A 16,357-nucleotide genomic window follows, 5' to 3' on the forward strand; every position below is an offset into this window, starting at 1 on the left:
TCATCTGGAAGAGATTCTTGCCGGTGAAAATCGACATCTCCTCCACCTCACTATCGGTCACCAGCAGCTTGCCGAGGTGGGAGATATAGACGATATCGGTCGGGTCGGGGCTCGGCGGTGACCACTGCGAAGTCAGAATGGTGTGCGCCAAGGTCACGGATGTCGGCAACTGGGTGGCGGTGACGTCGACCGTGAAGGTGCGCGTTGCCACGCTGCCGTCCGACGAGGTGGCTGTGACGTGGAGATCGATCGTCGGTTCGGACTGAGCGTTGAGCGTGCCGCTGCTCGATCGCGTGATGACGCCGGTGCTGGAATTGATGGCAAAGCGCGAATCGTCGATCGTGTAGGTGACCGTCGAGCCGGCATCGGGATCCTTGGCCGAGGCGGTGATGCCCACGGCAGTACCGGCGGCGGCATTCTGGAGGATCTGGTTGGCCGCGGTGTTGGCATCGGGCGGCGCGTTGAACTTTACAGGTTCCGGGCTGTCGAGGACATCGAGGGTGAAGCTCTTGTTGGCCGTGCTGCCGTCGGAGGAGGTCGCCGTCACCGTCAGATTGATGGACGAATGGGTCTCGAAGTCGAGTGTGCCAAGGGCCGAGCGCGTGATGACGCCGGCATTGGAGATAGCGAAGCGCGCATCATTGATGCTGTAGCTGACGGTCGCGCCGGCGTCGGGATCCGTGGCCGAAGCGGTGATCCCGGTGGATGCTCCCGCCGCGGCGAGCTCGGCTATCTGGTTGGCAGCGGGATCGGCATCGGCCGGTGTGTTGAAGGCCACCGGACTTCCGGATCCCGGCAAGACATATTCGATGTGCAGCAGCGGCGCGCTGGTCGGATTGTATTCGTAGGAATCGGCGGTGCGCGTGCCGGTGCCGGTGATCAGGAAAGCCATGTCGTTGAGCGCCGCCCAGCCCGAGCGGCTGACGATCTCCTGGACGATAGCCGTAAGGTCTGGCGTGCGCTCGGCCAGGGCCTGCTCGCCCACCGTGGTCCACGGGTCCGGCGTCCAAGCCGTCGACGCGTCGGTCGTTGCCCGTGACGATACATTGAAGCTGGTGCTGGTGAAGGCGCTTGCGTCGTCGGTGTCCTGGCCCTTGATCAGCAGCGAGGTCGCGCCTGTCTTCACCTCGTTGGCCTGGAACTGGATATAGGCGCTGGTGATGATAGCGCCTTTCGGGACGTCGATGCCCGTGAAGCGGAGACCGACCGTCTGGCGGGTGCTGCTGTCAAAACCCAACTCCAGATCGTTGATGTTGGTCGAAATCGAGCCGGAGCCTTTCTCCTCGACGTCGTCCCCTGCGGCCGCGACCCTCGTTTCGAACATCGGGTCGGCCCCCAGGGCACTGGTGGCGGTGAATGCGCTCGCCGTTGCGGTCGTGCCGGTGTTGGATGCCGCATCGGCGCTGGTGGCCGCGTAAGTGGTGTCCGGAGGGCCCGCGCGGTGCCCCGAGCCATAGCCTGTTACGGTGTCAGGAAAAGTGCCGTCGAGATGAATGCCAATTCTGGCTGCAGCTTCGGACAGGCCGTTCAGGCCGGCAGTGATCTCGCCTGTCGAGGTGCAGGCGGCAATGAGGGTGTCGATCCTGGTCGCGGCTTGATCCGCGCCATCGCTATGAACACTTTTGTCAATTCCGGCAGCAAGGCTGCCGGAGCCGGGAGCTTCCTCTGTCGCCGAGGCCCTTGGCGTGCTGTCATTATCGGCACCCGGAGCGCCAGTGCCAGCCGTTGGGGCGGGTCCGTCATCGATCGTCTGGAGGCCTTTGAGGGAGGGCCAGGATCCGAACCAAGTCATGTCGGCCCCAAGGCTTTCGCCAGTGCCAGATGTCCAAAGTCGTTCGGACATATAATGTCTCCTTCACCGCACGTCGCAAAAACACCTGGCGTCAGCCTGAATCGCAGCAGCCTGGAACCGTCGTATTCGACCGCGCGCCATTCACGTGACTCGAGCTGTCGTGACAAGCTGGCAAAGCCGTGTTCGAGCCATTCTTCCTGCCGGCCAATTGACCCCGATCCATTCGAAGCTGCCCGCGACGGAATTCGGGGCTCAATTCATAGTTCTATAAACATTGGCACGCCTTCAGATAGCGCGTGCCATTATTTCAGAGAATTCTGCGTCATCACAACGGCTATTCGGTCAGACGAAGGGCTTAGAATTGGGCGGTGGTGCTGCAGGCTTTCGAGCGCGCAAGGAACTTGAGCGCCTTCGCGGGTGGTCAGTTCGAGCCGGTTGGTATCAGGCGCTGCGTTCGGCACCGGTGTGAAGCAGGGATACGCACCGCGGGATACTAATCAGCTGAAAGTTATTCGCCTATCGCCGGCCGAACGGCTGGCTCATAATAGAGACTTGCCTCGGGTGGCAGCTGGGCTGCTCTGTCCGGCCGGCGAAGCCCGAAACTGCTGCATGCCTGGCGGGGTATAAAGGCAGAGCTGACGGCGACGCGTTGATTCTTGCGGCGTCTTCCGAAATTGTCGCTCCCCTGTTTAGTCCCTGCCAGTCAGCCTGAAGGCAATTTCAACGATGAGGCCTTCCGGCTGAGGGAGCCAGCTTACGCTCCCGCCTGCTCCTCGGAAGGCGCTGTCGAGCAAACGGGTGCCTGCCCCGTTTCGAGCTTTTCCAAGCACGATTGGGCCGCCACTTTCCTGCCATCGCATGCGAACTACGTCGTCCTGAATGTCCCAGCTGACGTGTACACGGCCCTCGCTCGCCGACCAGGCACCGTACTTCGTGGCGTTGGTCGCTAATTCGTGCAGAACAAGTCCCAGCATGAGCGTCGTGTCTGGATGAGGGCTGGCATCAGGGCCCCCATAGGATAGGCGGTCACTACCATATGTCGCCGCCATTGCTTCGAGAAGCCCATGTAACGAGATGCCCCTCGGGTTTACTGCCGTTCCTGACTGAACTTCCGAGAGCGCCTTCAGACGCTCCGTAAAATTGTGCATGAACTCATCTGTGGTGTCTGAGCTCTTTGCCGATAAACGTGCGATCGATTGCACCAACTGGAAAAGGTTGGTGATCCGGTGGCGCATCTCGTCCGCGACCAGCGAGGCGCGTTCTTCGGCGTCCCGCAGCGCAAAAAGTAACGCGTGGGTTAGGCTGACAGCTGCGATCATGAGGCAACCGAACGTGAGAAACGCCAGTACGGCGACAAGCGTTCCCACGCCCCATTCGGGCGATGTGATCGGTTCCAGCCAAAGGGAGCTTCCGACGGTCACGCCAAGACCCAGGACGAGGATCCCAGCCCAGGAGCCGCCGAACAGGCTGGCTATCAGGATGGCGGGATAAAACGTCAGGAAAGCCAGCCCCCGTATCCATGGCGCAAGGCCGAGTCGGAGTAGGAGCGCGACAGCGAAGGCTGCAAGGCCCATAGCTGTCGAACGCGCGAGCGGTACTCTGGCGCGAGGCAGATATGCCAAGGCAAATTTCTGAAGCTCAGCATTGAGCTGCATTGCGATCACCGCGTCGCGGCTCCCCATGCGCTTATGTTTGCCGACGGTCATGGCGCGGTCAAGAACCTTGCCGCCAATCCGAAAATCGCCTCTTGCGGGGCATCAGCGAAAATCCGGTTCCGGCTACCCTTGCCAATTTCCAGAGCGAGCTTAGCTTACGTGAGCAAAGTCTTATTTTGGTGCTCGGCGGTGGGGATGCGCGCATCGGGGACAGATCGCTTGACTGCAGAATCGGGGTCGGAAACGAGCGACGCAGGGATCCTGCTCAGGCTGACCGATCGATTGTATCGGGCAACCTCCAAGGATGAGGTATTCGACGCAGCTCTAGAGGCGATTTGCGATGCGCTGGGTTGCAAATCGGCCTCTATTCTCCAGTTCGACGAGGCTTACGTCATGCGCTTTGTTGCGTGGCGCGGTTTGTCGGAAGGGTATCGGCTGGCCGTCGATGGACACAGCCCGTGGAAAGCCGGCCAGCGCGACGTCGCCCCCATCTACGTTGCGGATATTCTGCAAACCGACGAACCCACTTGGCTGAAGGAGGTGATCGCGCAAGAGGGCATTCGGGCTTTGGCGTTCGTCCCGATCGAGGCGCACGCGCAGGTCGTAGGCAAGTTCATGAGCTATTTCGGCTCACCGCATTCCTGGAGCGAAAGGGAAAACGAGATCGCGGTGACGATCGCACGGCAGGTCGGGTTTGCCGTTGAACGGTGGCGTGCCGAAGAGGCGCGGCTCTTTGTCGAACGGGAGTTGCGTCTGTCGGAGGAGCGCTTCCGATTGATGTCCGAGGACGCTCCCGTGATGATCTGGACATCGGATTCCAACGGACATTGCAGTCATCTCAATCGTCTGTTGCGGGATTTCTGGGGAATCGACGAATCCGCGGTCGCGACCTTCCAATGGCAAGACACCATCCATCCCGAAGATGCGCCCCTCGTGGCCTCGGCAATGGCAACTGCCTTGGCGACCAGATCACGAGTAGGGCTGATGGCGCGGTATCGCAGTGCGGAGGGCGGCTACCGCGTGCTGCAGACGGAAGCCCGCCCCAACTATGCGCCGGATGGCAAATTCATGGGCATGATCGGCGTAAATATTGACGTCACTGAAAAGGAGCGGGCGGAAAAGGCGCTACGGGAAAGCGAACGTCGGTTCAGGGATATGTCGGATGCCATGCCGCAGTTAGTCTGGACGGCCGACGGTCAGGGTCGGGTGGACTATTGCAACACCAGGGTTTCCGAATACGTCGAGGGTCGCACGGGGACCCAAGGCGACTTTGACTGGACTTCCCTGATCCATCCGGAGGATCTTGAGAGTACCACAAACGCCTGGAACCTAGCCTTGCAAACCGGGCAGCCCTACCAAATTGCCCACCGGCTGGTGATGCGCAACGGTGATGCGCGATGGCACCTGAGCCGGGCGACGGCGATCAGCGATCGCGGTGAGGTTCAGAAATGGTTTGGCACGGCAACGGACATCGATGACCTCAGACGGGCAGAGGATCGCCTGAAGCAGAGCGTGAAGCGGCAGCTCATCGCGGTGGAAGGCGCCGGCCTGGGCGTGTTCGAATGGGACATGACGACCGACAGGACTATCTGGGAAAATCGTCGCATGTACGACATCTTCGGTTTTGATCCAGATGAGCCCAGCCCCGGCAAGGCGGAGTTTACCCGGTTTTTCCTTCACCCGGATGACGTCCCGCTGTTGGAAGAATCACTGCGGAAAGCAGGTCAGCAGGATCAGTCGTTTCGACTGGTCTGCCGGATCATGCGCAAGGCGGACCGGGAACTGCGCTGGTTAGAGGTCTGTGGCAGGTTCGAATTCGATGCCTCAGGACAGCCAGTCAGACTGGTCGGCGTTACCGCTGATATCACCGAACGCAAGCAGCTTGAGGAGCACCAACACCTTCTGATCAATGAGCTTAATCATCGGGTCAAAAACACCTTGGGCGTCGTCCAGTCTCTGGCGAAACAGACCTTCAAAACGAGCGATCCGGCCACTCTGTCGACCTTCGAAGGCCGTTTGAAAGCGCTTGCCCATGTCCACAACCTGTTGGCCGAGCGGAGCTGGGAGAGGGCCTTCCTGGGCGAAGTGGCGCGGGAGGCCGTTTTATCCCGGCCAACAGACCGGACTAGGATCCAAATGACGGGCCCGGAGATCCAGTTGAGCCCCCGCCAGGCTCTGACGATAGCGATGGTTCTTCACGAGCTATACACGAACGCCTGCAAATACGGGGCACTTTCGGATGCGACGGGCTTCGTAAAGCTGGCCTGGCGGGATTTGTCGGATCATGTGATCGTCAACTGGGCGGAGGAGAACGGCCCGCCGTGCGAGCTCCCGGCAAGGCGCGGTTTTGGCTCATTGTTGATCGAGCAGGCGCTGCGGGCAGAACTGCAAGCGACCGTTGACAGAGACTTTCGGCCCAGCGGTCTTGTTTGCACGATCTCGATCCCGTTGCAAAGGGTGATGGCGTGAACGCGACAACTCTCCGGGGGCGCGCGGTGCTCATCGTGGAAGATGAGTTCCTTATTGCGCTCGAGGCCAGCGAGATCCTCGAGGGCTGCGGGGCTACCGTCGTTGGACCTGCCTATCGGGTGCAGGAGGCGCTCACGCTTGTCGAGGCAAATCACGTCGACTTGGCTTTCCTCGACGTAAACCTGAATAATGAACTCAGTGACCCCGTAGTGGGCGTGTTGCAGGCGAAGGGAGTTCCTGTTGCGTTGACAACCGGCTACGGAAAGAACTTGCCCTTCTCCTTTGCTGGACCTGTCCTGGCTAAACCTTACAGTCCTGAGGAGCTGGTGGCGGTCATGAGCGCACTTGCCGGCTGATGTCCCCAGGTAAGGAGATCAGCCGATCAGGCGATATCAATAATCGCCGCGCTAATACCGATCGCTGCGCTGTGTAGATGCGGGCGTCGCCGGCGCCGCTGGCGCTGCTGGCTCCCGTTTGGGTCTGGCATCCGGCAAGCAGCCACCCTCGTTAAGCGCCTGCATCGTATGCGGCTCGGCAGCGAGGGATCTCAAATGATCTCGCGTGCCAGGCGAGCTTTCGGTTCAGCCCTTGGCCGGCGTAGCGGTTGCCGATACCTGCTGCGCGGCCAGGAACATCAATGTTGAAGCGGCGGTGCGGCGTCTCCAGCCGGCGGTTTCGGCCGCGTCGAGGAGTCCCGCAAGCAGCGGCTGCAGCGCTGTTCGGCACTCCGCCTCATATGCGAGGAACTCGCTCGGCTCATGTGTCGGCGCCGGGACCGGGCCGGTGCTGGTCATCAGATCCATGATGGCCTCCAAACTGTCCTAAGAGACCCTGTCCCGGAGCGGGCCCGCGATCTTGCGCATGTCTAGCTAATTGGGTTCTTCCACTTTCAAGAGGCGCCGCAAAAATTTGGCCGGTGCTAGTTTAGTGCGCTGAAAACATGCGCTAAATTCGATCGCGAGGGCTTGAATTCGCGATTGAGCTTAACAAAATTAACGGCTGCCGGCGCCCCCGGAAAGATGAGAAATTGGAATCCGAAAAAGGAGTTTTTGGACACGGAGGACAGAAATGGACCGACAGACGCTTTCGCCGATCATTCCTTCCCTTGCTCCCGAAACATCAGACCTTTCGCTCGACCGGCTGCTGTCGCCGGCCCGCCATTTTCAGGACCCGCAGGATCTGCTGGATGACGGCTCACTGGACATATGGGAAAAGCGGGCGATCCTTTCGTCGTGGGCATCCGACGCTTGCGCCGTCGAATCCATGCCGGCGCTGCGGCAGCCGCCCGGTGCCGAACTGCCGGTCTCCTTCGACGATATCATGGACGCGCTGCGCCGGCTTGACGCAGCTGGCCCCTCGTCGCCTAGTGGCCCTGCAGATGACGACGACCGGCACCTGGTCGACCGGCTGAACGCATGAGGCGTAGGGAGAAAACGACGGGGGAGCCGGCGCAGAACGCTGTCTCCCCTGCGCAGGGACTCAATCGTTCAATACGCCCGGTAAGCCGGTCGTCGCAGGGCGCGGTGTAGTGCTGCGTTGGCCCGATAGCGGCAGAGCTGCTGGTGCTGCCGCGCGATTGCCTTCCCGACTAGCGCGCCGCCTGCCCTCTCCGATCAGTGCGCCGGTAGTTGCTCGCTGCTGACCCTCGGTTTGAGTCCCGAACCCGGCAAGTGCCGCTGCCATGCCTGCAGCCTTCCAAACGGCGGGGGGCGCCGGAACGGCGCTCCCGCCAGGTGACGACCGTCAGTCGAGCACTTTGACGATCGTATGGGTTTCGGGGTCGACGACCACCGTCCGATTTTCGATCACCGTGTATTCGTATTTCATGTTCGGGACCTTATGGAGCTCGAGCTCCCAACCTTCAGCTCCACGCCCGGCAACTTGATCGAGGCGAGGGGTTCTTTCTTCACGTACTCGCGAATGGTCGTTTCCTGTTCCGGCGCCAGAACCACCGTGTCCGCGATGGCGACGCTGATGCCTGACAAGAGCAACAGGCCGGCGACAGAATTGGTGATCACCGTCTTCATTTCGATTTCCCATGATATGCGCCCCTGGCTAATGCGGCGCGAGACCAGCAGAACCGCCGATAGGGCCGTCCTCGGCGGTCCGCCAAAGCAATGGGGTTCCGGCTGTGATGTTTCACTGCCCTGGATTGGGCCCAATGCGCACACGAAAGACCAAAGCCCCAGTTTGCGACCGGCTGTTGTCCCGGAACATTGGACCGAAGCTCGCGTTCCGAATTCAACTTCCAGCCAGTGGGGACACCAATGAGGCATCCTGAACAGCCCGTCGGCCTCGAGCTCTTTTGGCTTCTAGCCGGCCCTCTTGCCGTCGAACTCGTTGTTTTGATGACGGCTTGGCGCTGCACTGAGCCGTGAGCCTTGCGCCAGATCCCAGGAAGCAATCCCGGGCTCTTGCTTAACTGATTGTCCGGCCGCATCTTTCTCTTGGGGAGAGAGGGCTTGGACAAGGCTCGATATAACAACAACATTAGCTGCCGCTCGGCCGCTAGGGTTTGTTGGAACCTCATCAGCCTCGTAAAGACTGGCGCTTCTACTCGTCGGCTTGATGCTGTGGTATGTAGATGCCGCAATTCCATTGGTGGGACCACGGATATTCCGCTCTACCGTGCAGGCCGCCCCAGCGCAGCTGGCGTGGTGCGGATCGTCCGGCGCAAATGACGATCGATCAGGGAGGAATGCCATGCGTGCAATCGCACTTTTCATCGCCTCGTCGGCCACGATCTTCCTTGCAAGCGCTTCGCGGGCGCAGGATGCCGCCGCGGGCGAGAAGGTCTTCACCAAGTGCAAGGTCTGCCACATTGCAGACCAGGACCAGAACAAGGTTGGCCCCTCTCTGAACGGCGTCATCGGGCGCACCGCGGGCACGCATCCCGGTTTCACTTATTCCATGGCCATGACCGAGGCCGGCAAATCCGGCATCAAATGGGATGAGCCCACGCTGACGAAGTATCTTCAGGACCCCAGGGGGATGGTCAAAGGGACGAAGATGGCGTTTCCCGGCCTCAAGAACGATCAGGACGTGGCCAACGTCATCGCTTACCTGAAACAGTTTTCCAAGTAAGGGCAGTCGCTTTCACGCTTGCCGCCGCGCGGAATGGTTTGCGCCCCCGCCTGTGAGGGAAAACTGGCGAAATCACATTTGACGGCGTTGGACGCCGAAATCCTGAAGGTTCCTAAACAAAGTTCGCTGTAACAAGAGGGCCCAAGCCGCGCGGCGAGAGCTGGCCCGAAAATAATCCGGGCGTATACCGGCTCTCAGACCGCGATCACAAATTTGCTCGATTGGATTTGTCACAGATGACTTGAGCGCATCTAAGCCGGAACAGGGAACATCGCGACTCGCAAGCGGTTGTAGAGTCGGCGGCACGGTCTGTCTCCGTTCTGCCGGCCGTCTGAAAGGCAACGACGGAGCCCGCTCGTGCGAGCGGGCTCCGACCGAATTTGAGATCCTGCGACTGAAGTCCAATTTCCGTCGCATTGGTCTTATCGGCGAAACATGCCCCTCGACGTTCGTCGCTCCCATCCCAAAATTGTAACGATCGGCGAAATGCACCGGTAAGGATGCGCGGTAAGAGTTGATTCAACCATTGCTGGTATCTAATGGGTGGCGGCTCCGACAGCTGGCAGGGTGGGCTGCTGGGTGTTGCCGGAGCCGCCTGCGCGGCCGATGGGAAAGACCGCTGATTATAGACCGCGCTGTCCTATTCTGAGACAGCGCAGTTAAGGCTAACCTATTCGCCGTCTCCCTCCTTTGTATATGTGCGAGGTTTCAACGGAACGGACGCTCTCGGTGTCAGTTTCTGCAGGCGGACATATCCAGCTGTCACTGGCGATTGCCGCTCAGCCCGTCGCCTGTTCCCCCCATAGCTGGCGACGGGCCGTCGCTATCATCAGCACTGCGAAAGCCTGTCGGTAAACAGACAGATGCCCGCGGGACCAAAATCTTTTTAAATGACGGCGATGCTGCCGCCGCTACATCACGGCCAACTTCAACAAGGGGATTCGCGATGAAGCGCACACATGAAAAGCCGACACTGGTCAAGCGAGACGCCGTTACAGCCAACATCGTCGTCTCGCTCGCGAACGGCGGGGCATCCGGATAAGACGATGCCCGTCCAAGCGACCTCGGTCGTATCGAGAACACTGGCGCTCCGGCGATGGAATGGGATATCTCCGGCCGAAGATGAAATGCGCGGTGTGCGGCGCAAGTGCGTTACCCTGACCTACGCGCCAGATACCTCTCCGAAGAAGATCCGGGATTGGGGCAACCAGGGGCAACCGCTTCAGGCGCCGCCAGGCATTTCCGCAGCGATCTGTCTGAGTCCTCTCTCGACGTCGGCAATATAGGTGCTGTCATTGGCATAGTGGTCCCAAAGGACCAAGCCGACAATCAGCGCAATCACGACCAAAGGCCATCGCATAGAACCTCCCTCAAGGCTCCTCGCGCTAGGGAATATCCTCCCGCTTTCCTATATTTACAAGCAGTCACTAATATAGTGGAGAACTGCCGAGCGAGGCCCCCCAACAACGGCCTCAAGTCCGACGAGCTGCCGGGGATCAAACCGGCAGCATTTTTTGGTGCAAGGTCTATGGCAGCATTTCCGTCCTGAACGGAACGGCCCGCTGATAGCCAAACGGCCACTCGGGCGGGCGCTCCGCGCGCCGCCAACTGGCCTGTCGCGACCGACGCGATTGTCAGTGGGCGTTGGCTGACGGTGCAGTCTTGTCCTGGGTGGCCGAAGGCATGGACCTCACTGATGCGCCGGTCTGCGTGTCGGTGGCCGGTACGGTATGATCATCCCCGGACAGCGGGCTACCCTGGCCAGGCACATCCTCGCCTGTTGGCGCTTTGTTGTTTATGCCATTCTGGAAAGGTTGGCTCGAGGTCGTCAAGCCGCCCGCCGATGTGGCGGTGAAGAGGTGATCGGCTGCTGACGCGGGGCCAGCGAGCAGCGAAAACGCTGCGATGAGGATAAATGTTCGCATGATGGGTTCTCCAATGATTGTATGGAGTTCGACGTCCCGTCCGATGCTCGGCCGGGAAGCGGTCCCTTCAGGTACTTCAACGCCGCGCTTCGTGGCTTTATTCCCGAAAAGCGAGGGGTTGGGCGGAGCACCTTCCTCACGTCGGCTTGTCGACCAGTGGCGTCTTCCTTGTCGGCGGCTTGTAGGGTGTGACCAGCCTAACGGTATCGGCATTCACCGTGACGGGCACACCCAAGTTGATGGTCACCCTGCCTTCGTTGACGCGGGTGACATCGCCTCGCAACTCGATCTTCCGCCATGACATTGAGTCTGGCGCGGCGACTGTCTTCGTCAACCTTGAGCTAATGTTTACTAATAGACATGACAGATTGACAGAATCCCTGGTTGTAAATGGCAGCGGTCATGTCCGTTTCTGGGTCCAAGATAACCCGCCGCCGGGAGGACTTGGCGGATGAGGTTATGCCGCAGTCCTCGCACTCCACGCCACGCTATCGGGCTGTCATGAATGAGTTGCACGGCAAGGCTCCGCAGTCACCGTGTCGAACGTTTTTTGCCATTGCCCTTTGCCGGCTTGGCGGCAGGCTTCCGCCCCAACCCGCTGGCCTTAGCCAATTCAGAGCGTTGAGCCGCGTAGTTCGGCGCCACCATGGGATAATCGGGCTTCAATCCCCATCTGGCCCGGTATTCGTCGGGCGTCAGTCCGTGAAGCGCAAGATGGCGCTTCAGCGATTTGAACTTCTTCCCATCCTCCAGGCATACGATGTAGTCCGGGAACACAGACTTCTTGGGATTCACAGCGGGGACTTGTGCTTCGGCAGGCACAGCCGACCTCTGGCCAAGGCCTGATAATGACGAGTGAACCGACGAGATGAGGTCCGCCAAGCCTGCAACCGGGACTGAATTGTTGCTTACGAACGCCGAGACTATGTCGGCGGTAAGCTCCACGAGTTCGGTGGCATCGGTGTTGGTTTGGTCGATCATGCGTGAGATCCCTTTTGTCTGACAAAGCCTCTCTATTGGAGGAAACTCAGGGGCGCAATGGAAGCGTTTGTGCAACGGAGCGCTGGTAGACTGATCCGACGAAGCTCCGTGCCAGCAATCGGCGCATCCACTGACAGGAATTGAACAGGTCATATTCGCGATTGTAGCGGCGAAGGTATTTTGGACGTTGTTGCGGATGTTATGGACCAGGATCGCGCCTTCAAGCAGTGCCAGCATTATCTCGCCGGCGACCTCATCGGGTATCTGCCTGGGGAGGGCGGACGGTATTGGCGGCATTGACTGCGCGCGGCCGAGCGCCTTCGCCGATGATGTGGAATGGCTGAAGCCAGGCATCACCGGGCGCGTGAAATTCCTTCGCGGTGAACACACCCTACGCCATGCGACGCTGCAGGATTTCAAGGAAGGAACCTAAGATCGCGATCGGCTTTTCCTCGACCATGAGCGCGCGCGCTTTGGAATTTCTGGACAGATGGATTGCAGAACATCTGCCAAAAGTGAGCGACCAAGCGGCCATTGCCGATCTTGTCCTTGAACTCGTGGATTCTGCCAGGAGTGCGGGCATCGCGCCCGAAGAAATATACGAGGAGATCAACAGCGTGTTTCGCCTTCTGAGTGAAGCGATGGAGCGCCCTAGGGGCGGCTTGGCCCCCTAAGAGGGCGAATGGATGTCACTCCAAGGGCCTACATCATTTTTAAATAACGGCGCGCTGCTGCGCTCGCCAGATGAGGGGCCAAGTTCAGCAAAGGGGGATTCGCCAATGAAGCGCACCTATGAAAAGCCTACTCAAGCGTGACCGCCTGTCCGCCGTTACAGCAAACATCGTCGTCTCGATCGCGAACGGCACGGCGTCCCGATAAAGGATGATTCCGGCCACTCCAGGCAACGGAATGGCGGGCATCTATCACTCCTCTGCCGCCGACGATAGGGGCTCCATCACCGCTCGCCGGCTCTATCAAATGATGGACCGCGGCGAAGGTTTCAGCGTAGGGACCAACGCGTCATTTTCTACGCCTTCTGTCTGAATAGGGAACGTCCCAGCGGGATGCGAATATGGCCTCGGCGGCACGGGTAGTTCCGGCATTCTATTCGGGCCGCCTGAAAGGCAAAGCATGGAGCCCGCTCGCACTCCTTCTCTCACGAGCGGGCTCTTGCACCCGCCGCGCAGAGGCCTTCACCTCACGCTCCGCTTGGTTGCCTTCTTCACGGGCTTAGCTGCAGCCTTCCGCTGAAAGCCCAATGCCTTCGCCAACGCCGATCGCTGCTCCGCATAATTCGGCGCCACCATTGGATGGTCTGCCGGCAGGTTCCATTTCGCGCGATACTGCTTTGGTGTCAGACCGTGATCGGTCCTCAGGTGCCGCTTGAGCGACTTGAACTTCTTGCCGTCCTCCAGGCAGATGATGTGATCGGGGAAGACCGAGTCGTTCGGGTCGACGGCAGGCTCCTGCTTGGGCAGCAGGGCTGCGCTTGAGGGGCCGATGCCAGTGAGCGAGTAATAGACCGAAGCGATCAAATCCGCCAAGTCGGTTACCGAGACGAGATTATTGCTAACATAAGCGGAGACGATGTCGGCGGTGAGGTCCACTAGGGACATGCGAAATCTCTTTTGTCTGACAAACCATCTCTATTTGAGCGCATCTGCTAATAAAATGAAATCCCGCCAAAAGGCCGAGCCGCCCTTGGATCGCCAGCATGACGGCTGGACTCTTCAAGAGCTTATCGACGCGGGCATGTCCGTCACGGGCGGCTGCCTAGACTGCCATCGTCATCAGAGCCTCGATCTGCCGGCGCTCCGCGATCGCTTCGGCCCTGACGCTCCCGCCATGGAGTGGATCTGCGGCCGAAGATGAAGTGCGCCATCGCGCGCCCGCCACAGGCATGGATGCCAAGCTCACCGGCCGTCGGGCTGAGCCCGCGCTTCAGCGCGCCGATGACGGAAGTGGTGATGCCGGAGGAGTGCCAGTCCATGCCCATCACAGCGCCGAAGGACTGGAACCAAAAGGGATGCGCGAGGCGCCGCAGAAGCTCGTCGCGGCCATAATGATGGATGATGGCTTCGCACAGCACCGCGCCGAGCTTCGTCATGCGATCGCCCAGCTATTTCAGAACCCGCCCGCCATGCAGCGGCAGGTCGGCGCTGCCGCTTCGCTCGTCACTTTTGCTTCCCTTATGAATGCCGGGCATTTAGCGGGAATTTGCAAGGCGGCGCAGCCGCAGCCAATGTTTGGCCGTGTCAGTAACGGCAAGCCCGCACGCGTTCCAGCACCCGGCGATGATGATGCCAGTGCCGCACCCACTTTACGTGGCAATGGCGGTAATGGCGGTGCCGGTAGTGGTAGCGATGCGGATAGCGGGCCACGTAGCCGGGATAGTAATCGCCGTAATAGCGCGGGCCGTAGTAGCGGCCGCCATAGTCGTAAAACGGACCGCCGCCGTAGAAAGGACCACCGTTGAATGGGCCACCGTAGAACGGGCTGAAGCCGCCGAATGGACCGAAACCGAGACCGAAGAACCCCTGCGCATCCGCAGGCGCGACCGTGGCTGCCGCGGTGGCAACGGCGATCACTGAAGCGAGTAGCAGTTTTTTCATGGCAACCTCCTCCTGAAGGCTGATCATCGGGTAAACGCGCCGTAGGAAGCCATGTTCCCGGTCGCTAATATTCCCGGTGGCAAGAGGAGATTGCCGCGAAGCGGCGACACGGGGGCCCTGTATGGAGCCCGCTCGCGACGCGCGCGCCTTGGATGCTGAGGCGGACGCACTACGGCAACATCTCCCCTCGCCGAGGGGAGATGAGCCGGTCAGGGGCGCTGGTCGGTCAGCGCCTGCAGATGCGGATCTTTTCGATCACGCGGTGGCCGTGGCGCCAGTGCTTCACGATCTTGATCCGGCAATGATCGCGATAATACCGGTTATGATAGCGCACCACATAACGCTCGCGATAGGGAGTGTAGTAGTCGTCATCGTAGACGTGTCGGTAATAGCGGTGAGGGTAATACCCGCCATAGTAGTCACCATAGTAATCGCCGTAGCTGGGGCCGACGCCGATGCCGAACTGAACGCTACCGGCACTCGCCGGCGCGATCGCAAACGCCGAGGCGATGGCGATCATCGAAGCAAGCAGAAGCTTTTTCATCGCTGCCTCCTTGAGGTCGATGGTTGCCCCTTCGAGGCACAAACGGTTTCGGGACCGGTGGTGTTCCGAGAAAGTTGGGCGGCGATCCTGGGCCCAGCAAGGAGCGAAGCGGCGCCGAAGCTGACGATCTTCGCCCTTGCGGGGAAGGTCACGCTTTTCTTCGCCCCGCTGTCGTCGATCTTCGGAGTCGCCATATCGCCACCTGCTGTCGCCGTGCAGCGCGTGCGCGCTCGGCGTCGTCGTCTATTGCCACGTCCAGCCAATCCCAACAGCAGGAGCCCGCCATGCCCAAGCCCACTATCCTGAAATTCGGCCCCGTCGAGCATGGCGATGGCGGCGATCTGCCGGGCTGGATCGCGGTCGAGGGGTCGCCGACCATGCAGACGGCCGTCCAGCACACCAGCGAGGACGGCAAGGTTAGTGCGGCGGCAGGCGTGTCACGCTGACCTATTCGCCAGACACCGGCCCGAAAGACCTTCACCGCAAAGTAGGTTTGTAGGGCGTGCGTTTCGTCTGCCGACTGTCCTCAACGTCGCTTACCTGCTCGATTTCAAGCCCGAGCCTCGCGCGCTCGCTGTGGGCGAAGCTTTTTGCATTTGCCTCAGATTCGAAGCCCCTGATGCTAATCACACCGTCTTCGATAATGCGCACATAACTTCTATTTGCAATTTCTTCGACCTCAACCGACCACTTCCACGGTTGATAGCTCATCAATGCCTCCCCCGGATTTTCCCACTACTGTATCCCACATGACACCGCTGAAATGGACACTGAGGTCCTCTACGCCGACGACGACTTGAGTTCGAACACCGTCGGCGCGACTTCCACGCTTTCAATCCCGTAGCCGACTTTCAAGTAAGCCAGCTCGATCTCGATTTGGAACTGCAATCCCTCGTCGTTTGCTGATGCCAGAGTTGACACCAAAGACGCTACAAAAGCCAATGCTGCTTTGAACAACATCCCCAGATCCCCCCGGATCAACTGGTGAGACCTTATCACCTCTTAGCCGGTGCTGCAAAGCACCTTGCACAGGGAATACTTCCCCCAGGAAGGGGCGCTTGACGATTTCAGCAAATCCGCCGCTTCAAAGGGCTTTTATTGCGAACCAAAGGATTGCAAGGCCGCACCCGACCGCGCAGAGCAGTACTTCAAAGCGGTAGAGTTTGTCGCGCGGTACAAGCGGCGGGAGAAAGACGAGGACGAGGAGCGTCAGGCCTATTATCCACTCTGACCGGGAGAGTAACACAGTCAAAGCTTCCTCAGCCTCACGCCAGTGCCCCCATCGGTCATTTCCC

19 protein-coding genes and 3 pseudogenes are annotated in these 16,357 nt (G+C 60.0%); 8 read left to right on the forward strand and 14 right to left on the reverse strand.

Going from position 1 to position 16,357, the window contains the following annotated elements; translation table 11 throughout:
• Positions 1-1,843, reverse strand: a 1,843-nt coding sequence (locus tag A9K66_RS16205; RefSeq protein WP_245307558.1) for a cadherin repeat domain-containing protein, incomplete at its 3' end; no start/stop codon positions are given.
• A 638-nt stretch (positions 1,844-2,481) separates the two neighbouring features.
• Positions 2,482-3,498 carry a sensor histidine kinase gene (locus A9K66_RS16210; protein WP_067325247.1) on the reverse strand — a complete coding sequence of 339 codons (1,017 nt, stop codon included), beginning with the start codon at positions 3,496-3,498 and terminating at the stop codon, positions 2,482-2,484.
• 168 nt (positions 3,499-3,666) lie between these two features.
• Between A9K66_RS16210 and A9K66_RS16215 the strand changes: the two genes are divergently transcribed.
• Together A9K66_RS16215 and A9K66_RS16220 are read left to right on the forward strand one after the other, a co-directional pair.
• Entirely contained in the window at positions 3,667-5,916 is a 2,250-nt protein-coding gene (locus tag A9K66_RS16215; protein ID WP_197507482.1) for a PAS domain-containing protein, read from the forward strand.
• Complete coding sequence (locus A9K66_RS16220; RefSeq protein ID WP_067325254.1) at positions 5,913-6,272, forward strand: response regulator; 360 nt, start codon at positions 5,913-5,915, stop codon at positions 6,270-6,272. The genes A9K66_RS16215 and A9K66_RS16220 overlap by 4 nt, the downstream gene beginning before the upstream one ends.
• Positions 6,273-6,497: 225 nt before the next feature.
• Here the strand turns inward: A9K66_RS16220 and A9K66_RS16225 are convergent, their stop codons facing one another.
• Positions 6,498-6,719 (reverse strand): hypothetical protein, encoded by a 222-nt coding sequence (locus A9K66_RS16225; RefSeq protein ID WP_067325257.1) that lies wholly within the window; start codon positions 6,717-6,719, stop codon positions 6,498-6,500.
• 265 nt (positions 6,720-6,984) lie between these two features.
• Between A9K66_RS16225 and A9K66_RS16230 the strand changes: the two genes are divergently transcribed.
• A complete protein-coding gene (locus A9K66_RS16230; RefSeq protein WP_067325261.1) occupies positions 6,985-7,335 on the forward strand; it encodes a hypothetical protein in 351 nt (116 codons plus the stop codon).
• Positions 7,336-7,659: 324 nt separating this feature from the next.
• Here the strand turns inward: A9K66_RS16230 and A9K66_RS16235 are convergent.
• A pseudogene (locus A9K66_RS16235) lies at positions 7,660-7,943 on the reverse strand (DUF1236 domain-containing protein).
• Positions 7,944-8,619: 676 nt separating this feature from the next.
• On the opposite strand from A9K66_RS16235, the gene A9K66_RS16240 reads away from it, so the two are divergent.
• Entirely contained in the window at positions 8,620-9,000 is a 381-nt protein-coding gene (locus A9K66_RS16240) for a cytochrome c family protein (protein WP_067325264.1), read from the forward strand.
• Positions 9,001-10,222: 1,222 nt separating this feature from the next.
• Here the strand turns inward: A9K66_RS16240 and A9K66_RS30345 are convergent.
• The 4 genes from A9K66_RS30345 to A9K66_RS16245 all read right to left on the reverse strand — a co-directional run bounded on the left by A9K66_RS30345 (position 10,223) and on the right by A9K66_RS16245 (position 11,906).
• Complete coding sequence (locus A9K66_RS30345) at positions 10,223-10,360, reverse strand: hypothetical protein (RefSeq protein ID WP_156751081.1); 138 nt, start codon at positions 10,358-10,360, stop codon at positions 10,223-10,225.
• Between the two features lie 274 nt (positions 10,361-10,634).
• Positions 10,635-10,925 carry a hypothetical protein gene (locus tag A9K66_RS30350; RefSeq protein ID WP_156751082.1) on the reverse strand — a complete coding sequence of 97 codons (291 nt, stop codon included), beginning with the start codon at positions 10,923-10,925 and terminating at the stop codon, positions 10,635-10,637.
• Between the two features lie 136 nt (positions 10,926-11,061).
• Positions 11,062-11,229 carry a hypothetical protein gene (locus tag A9K66_RS30785; RefSeq protein ID WP_197507483.1) on the reverse strand — a complete coding sequence of 56 codons (168 nt, stop codon included), beginning with the start codon at positions 11,227-11,229 and terminating at the stop codon, positions 11,062-11,064.
• 227 nt (positions 11,230-11,456) lie between these two features.
• The gene (locus tag A9K66_RS16245; RefSeq protein WP_067325267.1) at positions 11,457-11,906 is read right to left on the reverse strand and encodes a MucR family transcriptional regulator; all 450 of its coding nucleotides are present in this window, start codon (positions 11,904-11,906) and stop codon (positions 11,457-11,459) included.
• A gap of 334 nt (positions 11,907-12,240) precedes the next feature.
• Here A9K66_RS16245 and A9K66_RS31200 point away from each other — a divergent pair.
• Together A9K66_RS31200 and A9K66_RS16255 are read left to right on the forward strand one after the other, a co-directional pair.
• Positions 12,241-12,339: pseudogene (locus tag A9K66_RS31200) on the forward strand (DNA ligase); the annotation flags it as partial.
• A 25-nt stretch (positions 12,340-12,364) separates the two neighbouring features.
• Entirely contained in the window at positions 12,365-12,580 is a 216-nt protein-coding gene (locus A9K66_RS16255) for a DUF768 domain-containing protein (RefSeq protein ID WP_067325274.1), read from the forward strand.
• A 519-nt stretch (positions 12,581-13,099) separates the two neighbouring features.
• On the opposite strand, the gene A9K66_RS16260 is transcribed toward A9K66_RS16255, so the two are convergent.
• From A9K66_RS16260 to A9K66_RS16275, 4 genes and pseudogenes are all read right to left on the reverse strand, one after another.
• Positions 13,100-13,522 (reverse strand): MucR family transcriptional regulator, encoded by a 423-nt coding sequence (locus A9K66_RS16260; RefSeq protein WP_067325278.1) that lies wholly within the window; start codon positions 13,520-13,522, stop codon positions 13,100-13,102.
• A gap of 269 nt (positions 13,523-13,791) precedes the next feature.
• A pseudogene (locus A9K66_RS16265) lies at positions 13,792-14,025 on the reverse strand (DUF763 domain-containing protein); the annotation flags it as partial.
• A 136-nt stretch (positions 14,026-14,161) separates the two neighbouring features.
• Complete coding sequence (locus A9K66_RS16270; RefSeq protein WP_067325315.1) at positions 14,162-14,518, reverse strand: hypothetical protein; 357 nt, start codon at positions 14,516-14,518, stop codon at positions 14,162-14,164.
• A 226-nt stretch (positions 14,519-14,744) separates the two neighbouring features.
• On the reverse strand, positions 14,745-15,062 hold the full coding sequence (locus tag A9K66_RS16275; RefSeq protein WP_066999538.1) for a hypothetical protein: 318 nt from the start codon (positions 15,060-15,062) through the stop codon (positions 14,745-14,747).
• A gap of 284 nt (positions 15,063-15,346) precedes the next feature.
• Between A9K66_RS16275 and A9K66_RS29600 the strand changes: the two genes are divergently transcribed.
• Entirely contained in the window at positions 15,347-15,508 is a 162-nt protein-coding gene (locus tag A9K66_RS29600; protein WP_156751084.1) for a hypothetical protein, read from the forward strand.
• Positions 15,509-15,539: 31 nt separating this feature from the next.
• Here the strand turns inward: A9K66_RS29600 and A9K66_RS16280 are convergent, their stop codons facing one another.
• Entirely contained in the window at positions 15,540-15,773 is a 234-nt protein-coding gene (locus A9K66_RS16280; protein WP_067325285.1) for a hypothetical protein, read from the reverse strand.
• A 69-nt stretch (positions 15,774-15,842) separates the two neighbouring features.
• A complete protein-coding gene (locus A9K66_RS16285; protein WP_156751085.1) occupies positions 15,843-16,022 on the reverse strand; it encodes a hypothetical protein in 180 nt (59 codons plus the stop codon).
• 64 nt (positions 16,023-16,086) lie between these two features.
• On the opposite strand from A9K66_RS16285, the gene A9K66_RS16290 reads away from it, so the two are divergent.
• Complete coding sequence (locus A9K66_RS16290; RefSeq protein WP_156751086.1) at positions 16,087-16,293, forward strand: hypothetical protein; 207 nt, start codon at positions 16,087-16,089, stop codon at positions 16,291-16,293.
• Positions 16,294-16,357 lie beyond the last annotated feature (64 nt).

This window comes from Mesorhizobium sp. AA23 (genome assembly GCF_001672435.1).
GTDB lineage: Bacteria > Pseudomonadota > Alphaproteobacteria > Rhizobiales > Rhizobiaceae > Mesorhizobium.

What these genes read in the sequence shown, in the direction of transcription:
- A9K66_RS16230 (WP_067325261.1), top strand. Translation starts at nt 6,985, where the DNA reads ATGGACCGACAGACGCTTTCGCCGATCATTCCTTCCCTTGCTCCCGAA.
- A9K66_RS30785 (WP_197507483.1), bottom strand. Translation starts at nt 11,229, where the DNA reads ATGTCATGGCGGAAGATCGAGTTGCGAGGCGATGTCACCCGCGTCAAC.
- A9K66_RS16280 (WP_067325285.1), bottom strand. Translation starts at nt 15,773, where the DNA reads ATGAGCTATCAACCGTGGAAGTGGTCGGTTGAGGTCGAAGAAATTGCA.
- A9K66_RS16255 (WP_067325274.1), top strand. Translation starts at nt 12,365, where the DNA reads ATGAGCGCGCGCGCTTTGGAATTTCTGGACAGATGGATTGCAGAACAT.
- A9K66_RS16245 (WP_067325267.1), bottom strand. Translation starts at nt 11,906, where the DNA reads ATGATCGACCAAACCAACACCGATGCCACCGAACTCGTGGAGCTTACC.
- A9K66_RS16285 (WP_156751085.1), bottom strand. Translation starts at nt 16,022, where the DNA reads ATGTTGTTCAAAGCAGCATTGGCTTTTGTAGCGTCTTTGGTGTCAACT.
- A9K66_RS16240 (WP_067325264.1), top strand. Translation starts at nt 8,620, where the DNA reads ATGCGTGCAATCGCACTTTTCATCGCCTCGTCGGCCACGATCTTCCTT.
- A9K66_RS16260 (WP_067325278.1), bottom strand. Translation starts at nt 13,522, where the DNA reads ATGTCCCTAGTGGACCTCACCGCCGACATCGTCTCCGCTTATGTTAGC.
- A9K66_RS29600 (WP_156751084.1), top strand. Translation starts at nt 15,347, where the DNA reads ATGCCCAAGCCCACTATCCTGAAATTCGGCCCCGTCGAGCATGGCGAT.
- A9K66_RS16225 (WP_067325257.1), bottom strand. Translation starts at nt 6,719, where the DNA reads ATGGATCTGATGACCAGCACCGGCCCGGTCCCGGCGCCGACACATGAG.
- A9K66_RS16270 (WP_067325315.1), bottom strand. Translation starts at nt 14,518, where the DNA reads ATGAAAAAACTGCTACTCGCTTCAGTGATCGCCGTTGCCACCGCGGCA.
- A9K66_RS16275 (WP_066999538.1), bottom strand. Translation starts at nt 15,062, where the DNA reads ATGAAAAAGCTTCTGCTTGCTTCGATGATCGCCATCGCCTCGGCGTTT.
- A9K66_RS30350 (WP_156751082.1), bottom strand. Translation starts at nt 10,925, where the DNA reads ATGCGAACATTTATCCTCATCGCAGCGTTTTCGCTGCTCGCTGGCCCC.
- A9K66_RS30345 (WP_156751081.1), bottom strand. Translation starts at nt 10,360, where the DNA reads ATGCGATGGCCTTTGGTCGTGATTGCGCTGATTGTCGGCTTGGTCCTT.
- A9K66_RS16210 (WP_067325247.1), bottom strand. Translation starts at nt 3,498, where the DNA reads ATGACCGTCGGCAAACATAAGCGCATGGGGAGCCGCGACGCGGTGATC.